Consider the following 14,563-nt stretch of genomic DNA (forward strand, 5'->3'; position numbering starts at 1 on the left):
GGATCTGCGGGCGGCCGCTCCACTGCTGCTCCGCCGTTCTCCGCCGCCTGTGTCCGCTGCGCGCGATTCCGCACTCACGCGGACGTGCGCTTCCGGAGGGGCGGATCGGGAATTCATCGCCCGGCGGCCGCGCAGCCCTGTCCCGGATCTCGGAGTGCGGCCCTGCGCCAGATGCGCACCGGCGCGACCACCTCCCAGCCGAGGGTGAGGTAGAGGGCGCGGCCGTCCGTGCTGGCGACGAGGAGACCGTTCCGTGCGCCCTCGGACCGGGCCCAGGCGGTGAGGGCGTCGACGACCCGCCGTCCCAGCCCGCGTCGGCGGAACCGCGCATCGGTCTCGATCCGGTCCAGGACCGCGACCGTCCCGTGCACGGCGGCGGTGCCCTGAGCGGCGACGACTCCGTCGACCAGCAGCCGGACGCTCGCCACTCCGTCGGCGGCCTCGAGCACGGCTCCCTCGAGCAGGGCTCCCTCGGCGGTGCGGCCGGGGCCGAGGAGCGCCGCCATCAGGCTCTCGTCGCCCGCGACGAGCTCCAGCCCGGCGGCGCGCGCGAGGCGGGCGTCGTCGCCCCGGCCGATGACCGTCAGCCACTCCCGGGGACCGGCCGTCCGCTCGGCACCCGCCTGCAGCGCGGAGGGCGACGGATCGACCAGGATCCGCTCCCGCGTGCGCGACTCCGCTCCGACATCGACCAGCCATGCTCCGTCCTCGCGGACGCGCTGCACGCCGCGTGCACGGCACCAGCCCTCGATCCAGTCGTCCACCCGCTCCGTCGTCGTGATCACGCCCCGAGAGTAGCCGCGACCGGACGGACGCGGTCGTGGAATGAAGCTCTCCTGGCGGCGGCCGTCGATCCACGCCAGGGCCCCCCTCGCCGCGGATCGCACCCCGCGCACCGCGATCCGCCGGGACCTCCCGTTGTCAACCTCAGTGCCACGGCGCCGTCCCCGGCCCTACCGTCGGCGCGAGACATCCGCTGCACCGCCGAGACCCTGACGGCCGTGCCGAGAGTGAGGGGCCGATCCGATGCCCAGGCAGGAGGGCGACCCGCGGAGCACCACCCGAGTGCTGCGCGAGCTGGTCGCCGCGTTCGAGGATCCGGGGGCCGTGCACCCGGCGCTCGCCCGGCAGGTGCGGAGCGCCGCCCGCGAGCTGCTCGGCGCGTCGGAGCGGGAACCGCTGCGCCTGCGCGTGCGGATGCCGACCCTGATGGTCCCGCGCTCGGTCGTGGACGAGGTGCCCGATCCGCCCCCGGTGCCGCCCGCCGCGCTCTGACCCGACGGCGCTCGTACACTCGGACGATGCGACACGGCATCGTCATCCTCCCGCAGGACCCGTGGGCCGAGGCCCGCCGGAAGTGGCAGTCGGCCGAGGGCCTGGGCTTCGACCACGCGTGGACCTACGACCACCTCTCCTGGCGCTCCCTCGCCGACCAGCCGTGGCACGCGACCGTCCCCACCCTCACCGCTGCCGCGATGGTGACCGAGACGCTCCGCCTGGGCACGTTCGTGGCCTCCCCGAACTTCCGCCACCCGGTGCCGTTCGCGAAGGAGATCGGGACGCTGGACGAGATCTCGGGCGGTCGGACCATCCTCGGGGTCGGCTCGGGCGGCACGGGCTTCGACGCGCGCGTGCTCGGGCAGCCCGACTACTCGCCCCGGCAGCGGCACGAGCGCTTCACCGAGTTCGTCACGGCCCTCGACGCGCTGCTGCGCTTCGAGGAGCCCGGCTCGGGCGGCGTGGACCTCGAGGGGGAGTGGTTCACCGCCCGCTCGGCGCGCATGGTGGGCGAGCCCGTGCAGCGCCCCCGCGTCCCGTTCGTCCTCGCCGCCAACGGGCCGAAGGGCCTCGCGCTCGTCGCCGAGCGCGGGCAGGGCTGGGTCACCACCGGCCCGGAGGGAGTGTCGAGCGAGGAGTGGTGGCGGGCGGTCGGGTCCCTCTCCCGGCGGCTCGACGCGGCGCTCGAGGCGGCCGGGCGCGACCCGCGCACCGTCGAGCGCCACCTCTCGCTCGACTCCGGGAGCGACTACTCCCTCGAGAGCGTCGCCCGGTTCGAGGACATGGCCGGCCGGGCGGAGGAGCTCGGCTTCACGGACGTGATCGCGCACTGGCCGCGGCGCGACGGCGTCTACGCGGGCGACGACGAGGTCCTCTACGAGGTCGCCTCGCGCTTCTGACCGGGCCTCGGGGGCTCTGGAGCGGTCCTCAGACCGCGCGGGCGCTCCCGCGGTCGACGAGACGCGCGGGCAGGAGGCGGATCGACGGCTCCTCGCCGCGGGACGGCTGCTCGATCCGCTCGACGAGCGTGTCGACCAGGTGCGCGCCGAGCTCGGCGGCACCCGTCTCGACGTAGCTGTAGGGGAGCGAGAAGTCGCGGGCGAACTCGGCCGAGTACAGGCTCACGACGGACAGCTGCCCGGGCACGGCGACAGCGCGTCGGCCCAGGATCGCGGGGAGCATCGCGATGGTCCGGTCGCTGTGGACGACCAGCGCCGTGAGGCCGGGGTTGTCGTCGAGGAACGCCGTGACCATCGGCTCGACGGCGTCGGCGGCGGTGGCGGCCGGGCGCACCACCAGCTCGATCCCGAGCCGACCGGCGGTCTCGAGAGCCGACTCGCGGAACCGGAGCCCGTAGGTCCCTCCGCGGTCGAAGACGCGCTCAGGAGGGGTGACGAGACCGATGCTCCGATGCCCGAGGGCGCCCAGGTGCTCGATCAGCAGGCGGGCCGCGTCGCCGAAGTCGAGGTCGAAGACGTCCACCCCGGAGGCGTCCGCGGGCACGCCGAGGGCGGCACCGGGCCGCCGCGAGGCGCGCAGGACGGGCAGCCGGTCGTCGTCGTCCGCGACGCTCAGGAGGATCAGTCCGTCGACCTGGCCGGAGCGCGTGAGCCGGCGGACGGCAGCCGCCCCGTCGGCCTCGGTGGCCAGCAGCACGTCGTAGCCGAGCTCGCGGGCGCGGGCCGTGATGGGGAGCACGTACTCGACCATCGCGGGCGCGAACTCGTCCGGGTCGAAGTGGACGAGCAGGCCCAGCGCCATGGTGCGGCGCGTCGCGAGCGCCCGTGCTCCGGCGTTGACCGTGAAGTCGAGCTCGGCGATCGCGTCCTCGATGCGCTTGCGCGTCTCGGGGGAGATGCTGCGCTTGCCGGAGAGGACGTACGACACCGTGCTGCGCGAGACCCCTGCCGCTTTCGCGACGTCTCCGATCGTGGCCATCTCCACCCCCGCTCGAACCGTGTCGAGAGTGGCAGTGCGGCGCGGCGCACGCAACTCGGGCGCCGCGTCCGCGGCCCGAGGACCGGACGCTGCGGCTCCGGCGCTCTGCTCGTCCACGGCGCGCTCGTCGCCGTCGCGGCCCGTCCGGTCCCGACGACACGCCGACGCGGCCGGGCGCACGAGGTGCCCGGCCGCGTAGAGGGCGTTCTGGACGGATCAGCCGCAGCGCGCCGCACCGTAGGCCGGTGCCGTGGATCCGCTCGCGGCAGCGCCGTCGACCGTCCCCGCGATCCGCACGTCGAGAGCGCCGGCTCCGACGCTCGCAGCGCGGGTGCTGAAGGCGGCCGAGACCGTCTTGCCGGGAGCGACCCCGGTGAAGGTCTTCGTGCCCCAGGCCGAGCCGATCGTGATGTCAGCGGCGACCGCGCTGGTGTTGGTCGCCGTCCCCGTGATCGTGACCTTCCCCGCGGTGCAGCGCGAGGCCGCCGTGCCGGTCACCGTCAGGCTCGTGGTCCGCCCGACGAAGGGCGTGACCGAGATCCTGTCGATGTTGGGCGCGTACTGCGAGGTGAGCAGGACGCCGGGGAAGGTGTCGGAGAGGTAGGTCGTCCCGTCGAACCCCGGGAGCTCCTTCGAGGTGATCGCGATGGTGTTCGAGCCCTTCCTGAGCGTGACCGGCACGCTCAGGTCCCACAGCTGGTTCTGGTGGAACGTGTGCGGGAAGAGCACGCGCTGCGTCACTCCGTTGACCGTGATGTCCGCGTGGCGGGCGAGCGGGTCGGGGTTGTAGTGCGTCGCGGGGGACTGCTCCTCGTTGGAGTAGCGCAGCGTGAGCGCGTAGGTCCCGTCCTGCTCGGCCTTCACGTCGCCGAAGGTCAGGGTCGAGTCGCCGTCGCGTCCGCCGCCGATGTTCCCGACGGCCTTGCCGCCCGACGCGAAGGACAGGTCGCGGACCGTGGCGGGGCCGGTGATCGTGGCCGCCTCCGCCTCGTAGCTCGTCGTCGCGGGCGGGTTCGCGCTCGCTCCGACGACGATCCGATCGACGAGGAGCGTGCCGCTCGTGCCGACGACCTCGATCTTGTTCACGCCGCCCGAGAGGAAGACCTGGCGGGTCGAGCTCGCGCCCACCGGCCCGACCTTCACGTCGTTGACGTAGAGGTCGCCGGTGCCGCCGCCCAGGGTGTCCACCGTCACGGAGGACGGCGCGTCCTTCGCGGAGTAGCCCCAGACGGTGGTGGAGGCGCCGCTGGTGAGCGTCGCCGTGCCCGAGCCGGAGACGCCGGCGCGGGAGTAGTCGGCCGTCGCTCCGTTCTCGAGCGTGCCGGTCTCGGCCTCGTGGATCGAGGTCGCGGCGGCCGCGCTGGGGAGGGAGAGCTCGATCTTGTCGACGATCGCGTCGCCCACGGTCGACTTCGTGCCGGCGAGGTTCTTCGCGGCGAGCGAGATCGTGTGGGTGCCGGCGGTCAGCGTCACCTTCGTGTCCGCGTGGTCCCAGACCACGAACTTGTAGGCCAGCGGAAGGAGGATCTCCTGCTCCGCAGCGCCGTCGACGCTCAGGAACGCGTTGATCGGACCCTGCTGGGCGTTGGCGGCGTAGGTGTTGAGGGAGTTGGCGAAGACGCTGAGGTCGTACTCGCCGTCCTTCGGGACGGTGACCGCGAAGTCGAGCTTCAGGTCGCCGCCGGTGCGGATCCCGCCGACGTTGCGTCCGCCCGAGGTGTAGAAGCCGCCGACGTTGGTCGGCGAGCCCTCGGGTCCGTTGAGATTCCGCGATCCGGTGTAGCGGGCGTCCTCGGCCTCGTACTTCTGGCGGAAGTCGACGGGCGAGGCGGACGGCGACGACGCGTTGGCGCCCGGGGTCAGGACGACCTCGTAGGCGGAGTCGACGTCGAGTGCGGGGAGGGATCCGCCGAAGTCGAGCGAGAGGGCGCCGTCCACGACGGACGCGTCGAACTCCTTCACCGTCTGCGGGGCTCCCGAGTCGCCGACCTGGCCGGTCCAGCGGATCTCGCTGACCTCCACGTGGACCTTCGAGCCGAAGGTGGCGGCCGGGATGCGCTCGAACGCGACCTTCTGCGAGCCGCCGACGCCTCCGAAGAGGGCTCTCGCCTGCTTGGCCGCGGTGTCGAGGGTCGCGACGCCCTGGAGGGTGTAGCTCTGGCCGGGCTTGGGCGGTGTGACCGCGACGGTGTCGCCGGTCATCGAGGCGTAGGCGTTGAGGAGCCACCACTGGCCGTTGGCGCGGTTGGCCTGCACCGCGGAGTCGGAGAGGTTGCCGTCGATGTTCCAGTAGGCGATGTCGCCGTCGACCTTCTTGTCCTCGAGCGCGCTGATCCACTGGACCATCTGGCCGGGCACGGAGGTGTGGTAGTTGAAGGCGTACTCGTTGAGGTTCACCGGCAGGTGCTTCCCGGCGTAGGACGTGCCCGCGTACAGCTCGTCCTCCCAGGCCCGGAAGCGGTCGACGTTGGTGCGGATCTCACCCGGGGCGCTCAGCTCGTGCCAGGTCATCACGTCGGGGACGGTGTCCTGCTCGAGCGTGTGGGTCATGAACCCGCGGACCTGGTCGTAGAGGACGCTGGTGTTCGGTCCGGCGATGCGGGCGTCGGGCATCCTGTCGCGGATCAGCGCGTAGGTGCTGTCCCAGGCCGCGAAGAACGCGGTCGGGTCCTCCAGCCAGCTCTTCCCGTCGTAGCTCCACTTCCCGTTGCCGAACATGTTGCCCTCGGGCTCGTTGAACGGCACGAACACGATGTTGTCCTGGTACTCCTCGGGGAGCGCGAGCACCTGGTCGACCTGCGTGGCGATCTTCGCCTGGTAGTCGGCCAGCTTCTCCTGGGGAGTGCTGCCCGGCCACTCGTAGGGGAAGCCGCGGTAGATGTCCGTCATGTAGATGTAGGTGTCGCCGTCCGAGGTGTCGGCGACGGCCTTCGCGACGCTGAGCGCGTCGGCGCCCGGATGCTGCGGCCCGTCCTGCGCCTTGGTCGAGACAGTGCGCAGGTCGATCCCCTCGAGGAGGTTGTCGGAGGGGAGGCCCTCGCCGTAGACCCCGTAGAGGGTGCCGGACGCGCCGCCCATGAACTCCCCGGTGCTCGTGCCGAGGTCGATGGTCATCTCGTCGAGTGCGCGCACCGTGACGGTCGCCGTGACTGCGGTGCCGAGGCCGGTGACGGTGCCCTTCACGGTGAAGGTGCCGCGCTTCGCGTACGCGGAGGCGGGGACGCTCTCCCAGGTGACCGGGGCGTCGCGGTTCACGCCGTCGGAGTAGGTGGCGGGGACCCCCGGCAGGGCCGGCGCGACGCCGATGCCGGTGGTGACCGCGACGCTCGTCGAGAGAACGCCGGAGACGGCCGGCGCGGCGTCGCCCGCCAGACCCCGGACCTGAGCGGCGGTCAGAGCCCGGTTGTAGACGCGGAAGTCGTCGATCGCTCCGTCGAAGTAGGGGTGCACGTTCCAGAGCGCCCGGCCGATGTTGCCGCTCTTGGAGGCGGAGGCGGAGTAGAGCTGCTTCGCGAGGTCGACGGAGGCGGGAGCCGTCGCGACCTGCAGACCGTTGAGGTACAGGGTCACGGTCGTGCCGTCCATCGTCGCGGTGACGTTGACCCACTGGTCCTTCTGCAGCGGCGAGGAGCTGGAGACCCCGGTCTCGCCGCCGTCCTTCAGCTGCTTGATGATCGCGCGGGCGCTGCCGCCGTCGAACGACGGAGCGAAGGCCGACGCGGCGTCGGGGCTGATGCCCAGGCACCACAGCCACTGGAAGCCTCCGGTGCCGGACCACTTCGTCCAGGCGGAGACGGTGGTCTGCGTCACGCCCTGGAAGAGCCCGTTCGGCACGGTCAGGTACGGCGCGGAGGTCGAGTCCGCCGCGCCCCCGGGAAGGTCGATCGCGGTCGTACCGGCCTTCCGACCCGCGACGTACGTCGCTCTCGCGCTGTTGACGACGGTGCCGTCGAGCTTCTTCGACGAGAGGTCGGCGACCGTGGATCCGGACACCTGCCCCTGCTCGAAGTCGTACTGGAGGATGAGCGCGTCGGCGGGGACGGAGGTGTCGGCCGCGGAGGCCGACTCGGCGCTCGGGAGAGCGACGGCGAGGGCGGCGAGTGTCGCGGCACTCAGCGCGAGGGCGAGGGAGCGGGTGCCGCGCCTCGGGGAGGACATCGTTGTCACGCTGGTCACTTTCTGTGGGGACAGCCGGCCGGACGACGGCGGGCGTCGGTCCGGGGTCGGAGCAACAGTGCTTCGAACCGGTTCGACAAAACTAGGTTCCGCGCCTGCGACACGCAAGAGGACCTGAGAAGTTGCTCGTCCGGCTCGCAGGTGCCGGCGGTCGCTCCGGGCTCTCGACGGGACCCGTCCGCCCGCGGGAGCGGCCGTCGCCGCGACGCTCGACGGTGGGCGGACGGGTTCGAGGGGGCGCATCGCCGGGGGAGTGCTGCTGATCGGGATGCTCGCCGGATGCACGGCGGGCCCCTCCGCTCCCGTCGACGACCGGATCATCGTCGCCGCGGAGATCGGCGACCGCACGCAGGAGGACGTCCTGGACGCGGTCGAGCGGAGCCGCCCGGACTGGCTGCGCCCGGACGGCGTCCTTCCGCGGCGACCCGCGGGACCGCGGCGGCCTGTGCCGCGTGCGGGAGGATGAGGGCATGACGCTCCCTCGGCCGACGCTCCTCTCCCCGCCGCTCCAGGACCGGCTGGCCCGGTGGTTCGACGAGGAGGCGCCGCCGGCCCCCTCGCTGAGCTGGGCCCTGTTCGACCGCAGCGGGCTCCTCGTCCACCACGGCCGCGGCGAGCACCGCCTCGACGGGGCCGCTCCCGGGCCCGGGACCGTGCACCGCATCGCCTCCATGTCGAAGAGCTTCGAGGCGGCGGCGGTGCTGATCCTGCGCGACCGCGGGCTGCTCCGCCTCGACGACCGCGTCGCCGACCACGTGCCGGAGTTCACCGACCCGCTCGACTCCGCGGGCCGGCCGCTGCCCGTGACGGTCAGGATGCTCCTCAGCAACTGCTCGGGGCTCCCGGAGGACAACGGCTGGGCCGACGACGTCATGGCTCTGACGCGGGAGGAGTTCCTCGAGGTCGTCCGCCGCGGGCTGACCTTCACGGAGCGGCCGGGTGAGGTCTACCAGTACTCCAACATCGGCTTCTGGCTGCTCGGCGTGCTCGTCGAGAACGTGACCGGGGAGGACTTCCCGTCCTTCGCGACGCGGACGATCCTCGAGCCGCTCGGCCTCCACGACACCCGCTACGACAGCGGCGACTACCCTGACGGCACGGATCTGGCGGCCGGCTTCAGCACCTTCGACGACGGAGCGACCTGGGTGCCCCGCCCCGTCACCGGCACCGGAGCGGGCGCCTGCGCCGCGAGCATGTTCAGCGCGGTCGGCGACATCGCCCGCTGGAGCGGCTGGCTCTCCTCCGCGTTCGAGGGCGAGGACGGCGCGGACGACGACCCGGTGCTGAGCCGCGGGTCCCGCCGCGAGATGCAGCGCGGCTGGACGCCGGTCCCCGCGCTGAGCCCTCGCGCCGTCGAGAGCACGCTCGACGGCTCCGCCTACGGGTTCGGCCTCGTCGTCGAGCACGACGTCCGCTTCGGCGGGATCGCCCACCACTCCGGCGGCCTGCCGGGCTGGTCGTCGAACATGCGGTGGCATCTGGAGTCGGGCCTGGGGGCCGTGGTCTTCGCGACCGCGAACGGGGCGAAGCTCGCCGCCGCCGCGACGGGACTGCTCCGCGCCGCCCTCGAGGACACCGCTCCTCCGGCGCGGACCATCACCCTCCTCCCGTCGACGCTCGCCGCGGCCGCCGCCGTCGAGGCCGCGATCGTCGCGGGAGACCTCACCCGGGCGGGGGAGCCGGGCAGCGGCGCCCTGTTCAGCCCCAACCTGCTGAGCGATGTGCCGGCCGACGTGCGCGCCCGCCGCCTCGCCACGGCGATCGCGGAGATCGGCGGGCTCGCCGAGGACCCGACCGCGAGGCCGCTGGTGGAGCGGCTGCTCTGGAGCGCCTCCGCGGCGCAGGCGGCCTTCCTCCTGCCGGGCCGCGACGGAGAGCTCGAGTGCCGGCTCGAGACCACGCCGACCGTCCCGGCCCTGATCCAGCGCCTCGAGATCGTCGTGCGCGAGGCTCCGACGGCTGCCCTCCCGGTCGTGCGCTTCTACCGCCCTCGGGCCGGCTAGCGGTCGAAGACGAGGCGCGGACGCGGCGGACCTCGACGCTCCCGCATCGAGAACGGCGGGCGGCCCGCGAGGGACCGCCCGCCGTCACGCTCCCGCGGTCAGCGGATCGTCGTGCTCGCCGTGTCCGCGTTGCTGCGGATGGACGGGTCGGGCGTCTTCGTCGAGAACGCCGCCGCCAGCGCGGTCGCCGTGCCCGAGACGGCCGCCCTCACCGTGATCTTCTCCGACACGGTCCGCCCGTCCGCCAGGCCGGCCCGCTGGAACACCACGACGTTCCCGACCCTGGTGTACGAGCCGGTCGCAGAGACGAACTGCACACCCGCGGGCAGGACGACCTGCGAGACGACCGACGCCGACGCAGCCGGACCGGCGTTCGTCGTGATGAGGGTGTAGGTGAGCGTCCTCCCCTTCACCGCCGAGGCCGGCCCGGAGAGGTCGACGCGCAGATCGGCCTTCGTCGCGACCTGCTTCGGCGAGACCGTCAGCGTGCTCGTCGCCCGAGCCGTGCCCGCCGAGTTCGCGGCCTGGATGCTGAAGGTGGTGGTCCCGGCCGTGGTCGGCGTCCCGGAGAGGCGCCCGGTCGCGTCGAGGGTGAGCCCGGCGGGCAGTGCGCCGGAGACCAGGGAGACCGACGGAGCGGGCGTGCCGCTCACCGCGTAGCGGAAGTCGTAGGCCGAGCCGACGACGCCGGCCGCGACCGTCCCGGAGAGGGTCGGCGCGACCGTCGGCGACGAGACGGTGACGGTGCTGGTGGTCTCCGCGGAGGCGGTGCCGGCGCGGGCCGCCAGCGTGAACGTGAAGGTGCCCGGCGCGGACGGAGTCCCGGTCAGGCGCCCGGCCGGAGTCAGGGTGAGGCCGGACGGGAGCGCACCGGAGGAGACGGCCACCGACGGCGCGGGGAAGCCCGAGACGGTGTAGCCGAAGTCGTAGGGGGTGCCGACGACGCCCGGCCCGGGGGTGCCGGAGATCGCCGGTGCAGCGGCGGCGGGGGAGACGACGACGGTGCTGGTGGTCTCCGCGCTCCCCGCAGCGTTTTGAGCCCGCAGGGTGAAGGTGGAGCGGCCGGCGGTCGTCGGCGTCCCGGTCAGGCCGCCACGATCATCGAGGCTCAGGCCGGCGGGGAGCGTTCCGGAGACGAGCGAGACCGTCGGCGCCGGTGTGCCCGTCACGCTGTAGTCGAAGTCGTACGAGGTGCCCACCGTCGCGGCGGGCGGGTCGCCGGCCAGGGTCGGCGCGACCGTCGTCTCCGCCACGGCGAACGTGTGCGAGGCCCCGACGGTGGCGCCGAAGGGGTTCCGCGCGGAGACGGCGAAGGTGGACGTCCCCGCGGTCGTCGGCGTGCCGGAGAGGAGCCCGGACGCGCTGAGGGTCAGGCCGTCGGGGAGGGAGCCGGAGGCGACCGCGAACAAGGCGGGGCGGTCGGCCGCGAAGGTGTACGAGGCGGCCGCTCCGAGCGGCCCGGACGCGGGAGGAGCATCCGCCGTCAGGACCGGACGCGGGCCCCGGGCGAGCACGTGATCGGGTCCGGCTGCGAGAGCCGTCGTGCCGGCGAGGCCGGCGGGGGACTGCAGCTGCCCGGCCGAGCTCCGGCCCCAGCCGACGATCGTGCCGTCGCCCTTCAGCGCGAGGCTGTAGTCGGACGCGGCGGCGATCGCCACGACCCCGGACAGGCCTTCCGGCACCGTGGTCTGGCCGTAGTCGACGACGACCGAGTCGGAGCTCGCGCCCCAGGCGACGACGGTGCCGTCCTCCTTCAGCGCGAGGCTGTGGGTCTCTCCCGCCGCGACGGCCACCACGCCCTCGAGCCCCGCGGGGACGTCGGTCTGCCCGTAGAGGTCCCAGCCCCAGGCGACCACCCTCCCGCCGGACACGGCGAGGCTGTGGCGCCGGCCCGCGGCGATGGCCGTGACGCCTCCGAGGCCGGCCGGGACCAGGCCCTCGCCCAGCCCGTTGCTGCCCCACGACGTGACGGTGCCGTCGTTGCCGAGCGCGAGGCTGTTGTCGCGGGAGGACGAGATCGCGACGATCCCGGTCAGCGCGGCACTCCTCGACACCTGCCCGTCGCCGTCGTAGCCCCAGGAGACGACGGTCCCGTCGCTCTTCAGCGCATGGCTGCTGTAGTCGCCGGCGGAGACCGCGACGACCCCCGTGAGACCGTCGGGGACGCTGGTCTGCCCGTACGACCCGCGGCCCCAGGCGACGACCCCGCCGTCGCCGTTCGCGGCGAGGCTGTGGGTCCGGCCCGCGGCGAGGGAGAGGACGCCCTCGACCCCGGCCGGGACCGTGGTCTTCCCGTCGGTGCCGCTTCCCCAGGCCGCCACCCCGAGGACAGGGGCGGACGGAGCGGCGACCGCCGCGAGAGGAACGGCGGTGCCGACGAGGAGCGCGACGGCCGCGGTCAACCCGAGCAGGCCCCGCCGGAGCCGCCGCGCCGCTCCTGGATCCCGCGGCTGCGACGTGCCGTCCTCGACGGCGGGCGGACGAGGGACGGTGCTGGAGCGCATGTGCTGCCTTCGATCGGGACGGCCCCCATCGGCCGTCCTCGAACCGTGGCACGGCCGTCCCGCCGCTGACAATGTCCTCTAGCGGCCCTGTCCGGAAGAGGGCGCTGCGAAGCTCCGCGGAGGGGTGCTCGCCCGGTCCCGCGGCGGGCCCGCGCAGCTGCGCCGATCGCCGCGCCGAGCGCATGTGACGGTCAGCGCTTCCCGAGGGACGCCGTCGCGTCCGGACCGCTCAGCGGGGTCGGAACGGAGACCCCGGCTCTCCCGCGTACGGGGCGTCCGCCTGGTCGAAGTCCCAGCGGCCCGCGGTGGACGGGCGGACGACGGGGGTCTTCGTCGGGGTCGGCGTCGCCGACGGCGCCGGCGCGGCGGCCAGCCCGGCGTGCCAGCGGAAGATCGCGTCGATGCCGTCCTGGTTCACCCACGACGGTGCGTTGTGGCCGAGCGCGTGCGTCCGGACGGTCGCCTCCCTGGCCGTGGCCGTCGCCTTCTTCACGAGGGCGAGCCCGTGCAGTGCCGGCGGCACGCTCGGGTCCGGGTGGGCCGTGTCGGACACCACCGCGCGGATGTTCGCGCCGGCCCAGGCGGAGGCGGGCAGCCGCTTCGGGTTGTGGGAGTCGATCTGAGCGGTGCTGCCGCCGAAGGCACCGCCGATCGAGAAGCGGCCCCGCGTCGTGCGGTCGTGGGTGTCGCGGAGGTCGTAGACGCCGTTGACCAGGTAGACGCCGTTGATGCCGGGGAAGACCCGCGCGCCGTAGTCCTCGCAGGCGAGCGCACCGCCGGCCGACATCGCCCAGAGGTAGCTCGCGGCGATCGGGAACTGGCCGGAGAGGTAGGCGTAGCCGTTCCGCTGGTGCTTCTGCGCGGTGTCGTTGGTCCAGATCGTTCCGCCGAGCGTCTGGCAGATCGCGATGGCGCCCCGCTCGACGGCGAGCTCGGCCGGGTACGCGAAGACGCTGGACAGCGAGGTGTGGTCGGCCTGCGCGGAGTGGATGAACCAGATCACCGGTACCGCCGCGGCCTGCCGCGGCTTCACCGTCTGCGGCACGAAGATCCGCGCGAGGTCACCCGCGATCGAGACCGTGAGGACGTCGTAGAGCACGCCGCGGTTCTTCGTCCTCACGTTGATCGTGCGGGTCTTCTCCCCGGGCAGGCCGGGCACGGGGGAGGCGGAGGCGGAGGCGGCCGGGAGCGTCGCCGCGCCCAGAGCGAGAGCACCCGTGAGGGCGCCGCCGACGACGGTGCGCCGCCGGAGGCCGGGAGTTCGAGAGGGGGGTCCTGCGGAATCGTCGGGGGACACGGAAGCTCCTCGTGCAGGGACCGCGGGCCGACGAGGTCGGCGGAGCGGTCCGGGTCGGCGGGGGGTGTGCCCACAACGCTAGCCGGAGGACCGGCCGGACGACCCGTCGATGCGCGCCAGTCGCGGGACGGCGGAGGGACGACGCCGCAGGGGCGGAACGGTCGGCGGCTCGGCGACCGCATCGGCGGCGGATCGAGGCGCTCCGGAAGCGAAGGAGAGGCCCGTTCCTGATCGCCCGCCCCGCCGATTCCGACCCTTTCGCTCCGTTCGGGAGCACTTCCCCACACCGGTCCGGCCCCCCGGTGTGAAGGCTCCCGGCTTCCTCGCGCTCGCCAGCGGTCCGGAACGACCACGCCGTCCGACCTGTCCTCCCGCCGACCCGCCCGCGGATCACTCCAGCACAGGCCCCAGCTCCGCCAAGACCTCCGCGACCCGGGCCCGCGCCCGTGCATCCAGCCCGCGGACCGGACGCGGGAGGCAGCGCGCCTCGGCGAGACCGAGCTGCTCCGCCATCGCCGCGACCACGCGGTAGCTGCCGCCGTGCTCCGAGAAGAGGTCCCAGACGGGCTGCAGGCGCGCCGATCCCGCGATCGCCGCCGCGTCGTCGCCCGACTGCGCCGCCCGGGCGATCGACAGCGCCGTCCGCGGGAAGATGCCGCCGATCACCGAGTACCAGGCGTCGCAGCCGCCGAGCAGCCCGCGCGCACCCGCGGCGTCCCCCGAGACCCCGACAGTGACCCCCTCCGGCACCCGCGCCCGGATCTCGCTGACGCGCGCCGCCGCGGCGCCCGGTCCCTCCGGCACGCCGGGGATCTTGAGGGAGGCGACCTGCGGCAGCCGGGCGACGGCCCCGTAGAGGTCGTCGGAGAAGGAGAAGCGCGTCGTCCCGGGGTTGTCGTACACGACGAGCGGCACCGAGAGCTGAGCCGTCACGTCCTCGTAGAGCCCGAGCACGTCCTCGTCCGTCAGCGGCTGGTAGCCGAGCGGCGCCAGGAGCACCGCGCTCGCCCCGGCGCTCTGCGCGTCCTCGGCGAGCGCCAGCACCTGCGAGGTGCGCAGCGCCCCGATCCCGACCACGACCGGCACCGGGCCGGCGCTGCGGACGGCGATCTCGGCGGCGCGCCGGCGCTCGCCGCGGTCCAGGTACGGAGCCGAGCCGGTCGAGCCCAGGGCGCCGATCGAGTCGACTCCCGCCCGCGCGAGCCGCTCGACGAGAGCGGCGAACGACCGCTCGTCGATGCTGTCGTCGCGGAGCGGTGTGAGGGGGAAGGCGCTGAGTCCGGTGAGCACGTCGGTCCGTTCGCTGGGGGCGGGAGGGGCCCGGCCAGTCTCCCCGGCGGCAGGGGCCCGGTCGAGGCCAGAACCGC

At 73.8% G+C, this 14,563-nt stretch carries 10 protein-coding genes; 4 read left to right on the forward strand and 6 right to left on the reverse strand.

All coding sequences use genetic code 11. The annotated features are described in order from the left end of the window. Positions 1-113: 113 nt before the first annotated feature. On the reverse strand, positions 114-785 hold the full coding sequence (locus C5D50_RS16720; protein ID WP_219814718.1) for a GNAT family N-acetyltransferase: 672 nt from the start codon (positions 783-785) through the stop codon (positions 114-116). Between the two features lie 241 nt (positions 786-1,026). Here C5D50_RS16720 and C5D50_RS12370 point away from each other — a divergent pair, with 241 nt between their 5' ends. Both C5D50_RS12370 and C5D50_RS12375 read left to right on the forward strand, forming a co-directional pair. Next, positions 1,027-1,275 (forward strand): hypothetical protein, encoded by a 249-nt coding sequence (locus C5D50_RS12370; protein WP_146086930.1) that lies wholly within the window; start codon positions 1,027-1,029, stop codon positions 1,273-1,275. A 26-nt stretch (positions 1,276-1,301) separates the two neighbouring features. Next, on the forward strand, positions 1,302-2,177 hold the full coding sequence (locus tag C5D50_RS12375; protein WP_104283636.1) for an LLM class flavin-dependent oxidoreductase: 876 nt from the start codon (positions 1,302-1,304) through the stop codon (positions 2,175-2,177). Positions 2,178-2,205: 28 nt separating this feature from the next. On the opposite strand, the gene C5D50_RS12380 is transcribed toward C5D50_RS12375, so the two are convergent. Together C5D50_RS12380 and C5D50_RS12385 are read right to left on the reverse strand one after the other, a co-directional pair. Then, positions 2,206-3,216 carry a LacI family DNA-binding transcriptional regulator gene (locus C5D50_RS12380; RefSeq protein WP_104283645.1) on the reverse strand — a complete coding sequence of 337 codons (1,011 nt, stop codon included), beginning with the start codon at positions 3,214-3,216 and terminating at the stop codon, positions 2,206-2,208. A 216-nt stretch (positions 3,217-3,432) separates the two neighbouring features. Next, positions 3,433-7,374: a LamG-like jellyroll fold domain-containing protein gene (locus tag C5D50_RS12385; protein ID WP_104283637.1), complete on the reverse strand. Its 3,942-nt coding sequence runs from the start codon at positions 7,372-7,374 to the stop codon at positions 3,433-3,435. Between the two features lie 271 nt (positions 7,375-7,645). Here C5D50_RS12385 and C5D50_RS12390 point away from each other — a divergent pair, with 271 nt between their 5' ends. Both C5D50_RS12390 and C5D50_RS12395 read left to right on the forward strand, forming a co-directional pair. Next, positions 7,646-7,858: a hypothetical protein gene (locus C5D50_RS12390; RefSeq protein WP_104283638.1), complete on the forward strand. Its 213-nt coding sequence runs from the start codon at positions 7,646-7,648 to the stop codon at positions 7,856-7,858. 4 nt (positions 7,859-7,862) lie between these two features. Then, entirely contained in the window at positions 7,863-9,395 is a 1,533-nt protein-coding gene (locus C5D50_RS12395) for a serine hydrolase (protein ID WP_104283639.1), read from the forward strand. A 98-nt stretch (positions 9,396-9,493) separates the two neighbouring features. Here C5D50_RS12395 and C5D50_RS12400 read toward each other — a convergent pair whose 3' ends face one another. From C5D50_RS12400 to C5D50_RS12410, 3 genes are all read right to left on the reverse strand, one after another. Beyond that, complete coding sequence (locus C5D50_RS12400; protein WP_104283640.1) at positions 9,494-11,899, reverse strand: putative Ig domain-containing protein; 2,406 nt, start codon at positions 11,897-11,899, stop codon at positions 9,494-9,496. A 229-nt stretch (positions 11,900-12,128) separates the two neighbouring features. After that, positions 12,129-13,196 carry a hypothetical protein gene (locus tag C5D50_RS12405; protein ID WP_104283641.1) on the reverse strand — a complete coding sequence of 356 codons (1,068 nt, stop codon included), beginning with the start codon at positions 13,194-13,196 and terminating at the stop codon, positions 12,129-12,131. A gap of 390 nt (positions 13,197-13,586) precedes the next feature. Then, on the reverse strand, positions 13,587-14,486 hold the full coding sequence (locus C5D50_RS12410; RefSeq protein ID WP_104283642.1) for a dihydrodipicolinate synthase family protein: 900 nt from the start codon (positions 14,484-14,486) through the stop codon (positions 13,587-13,589). Between the last annotated feature and the right edge of the window lie 77 nt (positions 14,487-14,563).

It is taken from the genome of Rathayibacter sp. RFBD1, from assembly GCF_002932915.1.
GTDB lineage: Bacteria > Actinomycetota > Actinomycetes > Actinomycetales > Microbacteriaceae > Rathayibacter.

Bases quoted from the DNA above. Each gene is read 5' to 3' on its own strand.
- C5D50_RS12370 (WP_146086930.1), top strand. From the start codon at position 1,027: ATGCCCAGGCAGGAGGGCGACCCGCGGAGCACCACCCGAGTGCTGCGC.
- C5D50_RS12375 (WP_104283636.1), top strand. From the start codon at position 1,302: ATGCGACACGGCATCGTCATCCTCCCGCAGGACCCGTGGGCCGAGGCC.
- C5D50_RS12380 (WP_104283645.1), bottom strand. From the start codon at position 3,216: ATGGCCACGATCGGAGACGTCGCGAAAGCGGCAGGGGTCTCGCGCAGC.
- C5D50_RS12385 (WP_104283637.1), bottom strand. From the start codon at position 7,374: ATGTCCTCCCCGAGGCGCGGCACCCGCTCCCTCGCCCTCGCGCTGAGT.
- C5D50_RS12395 (WP_104283639.1), top strand. From the start codon at position 7,863: ATGACGCTCCCTCGGCCGACGCTCCTCTCCCCGCCGCTCCAGGACCGG.
- C5D50_RS12400 (WP_104283640.1), bottom strand. From the start codon at position 11,899: ATGCGCTCCAGCACCGTCCCTCGTCCGCCCGCCGTCGAGGACGGCACG.